The organism is Marinitoga sp. 1154 (genome assembly GCF_013363285.1).
GTDB lineage: Bacteria > Thermotogota > Thermotogae > Petrotogales > Petrotogaceae > Marinitoga.
Genome location: NZ_LBFB01000076.1, coordinates 1 through 630 on the forward strand (window position 1 = coordinate 1; position 630 = coordinate 630).

Annotated in this window: 2 pseudogenes; both read left to right on the forward strand. The window is 25.6% G+C overall.

Going from position 1 to position 630, the window contains the following annotated elements:
- A pseudogene (locus XO12_RS11435) lies at positions 1-185 on the forward strand (transcriptional regulator); the annotation flags it as partial.
- Positions 173-630: pseudogene (locus tag XO12_RS11165) on the forward strand (transcriptional regulator); the annotation flags it as partial. The pseudogenes XO12_RS11435 and XO12_RS11165, both read left to right, overlap by 13 nt.

Here is a 630-nt window from a genome sequence, read left to right on the forward strand (position 1 = left end):
TATTATTTGAACCAAATAATATAGAATTTAATATATATGATGAAAACATAAAATTCTTATATATAAACGGAGTAATAGACAATTGTGAAGGCATATGCTGTGTAAAAGTGCCGTTGTATTACAAAGCATTATATGCAAGATTCAAACCACAAATCAATGGAGAAAAAATTATATGGCAACAATAAAAGATACAATAAAACCATATATAAAAGAAGATGGGAGCTTGGATTTAAACAAATTAATGAAAAGGTATATAAGATACATAAAAGAACGAGGAGCAGTAATGTTCAAAGGCAGGAACTATTACGAAGGAGTATATCAATACAATCTTGATCAATTTCTTGGATTATATGTAGAAGCGGCAGATGGGAAAGTATATCCTGAAACACAAATAGGCGGAGGAAGAATAGATTTATTGATAAATTTAAACAACAAAGAATATTTAATAGAAATAAAAGCAAACATAACAGGAAATGATTATGAAAAAAGTAAAAAACAAATAAAAGAATATATAAAAAGAAAAGGGTTAAAAGAGGGATGGTTAATAATATATTCAAATACAATAAAAGATTTTGAATATATATTAGAAGAAGAAAATGGAATAAAATTACACATTTGGTTTATAAAAAC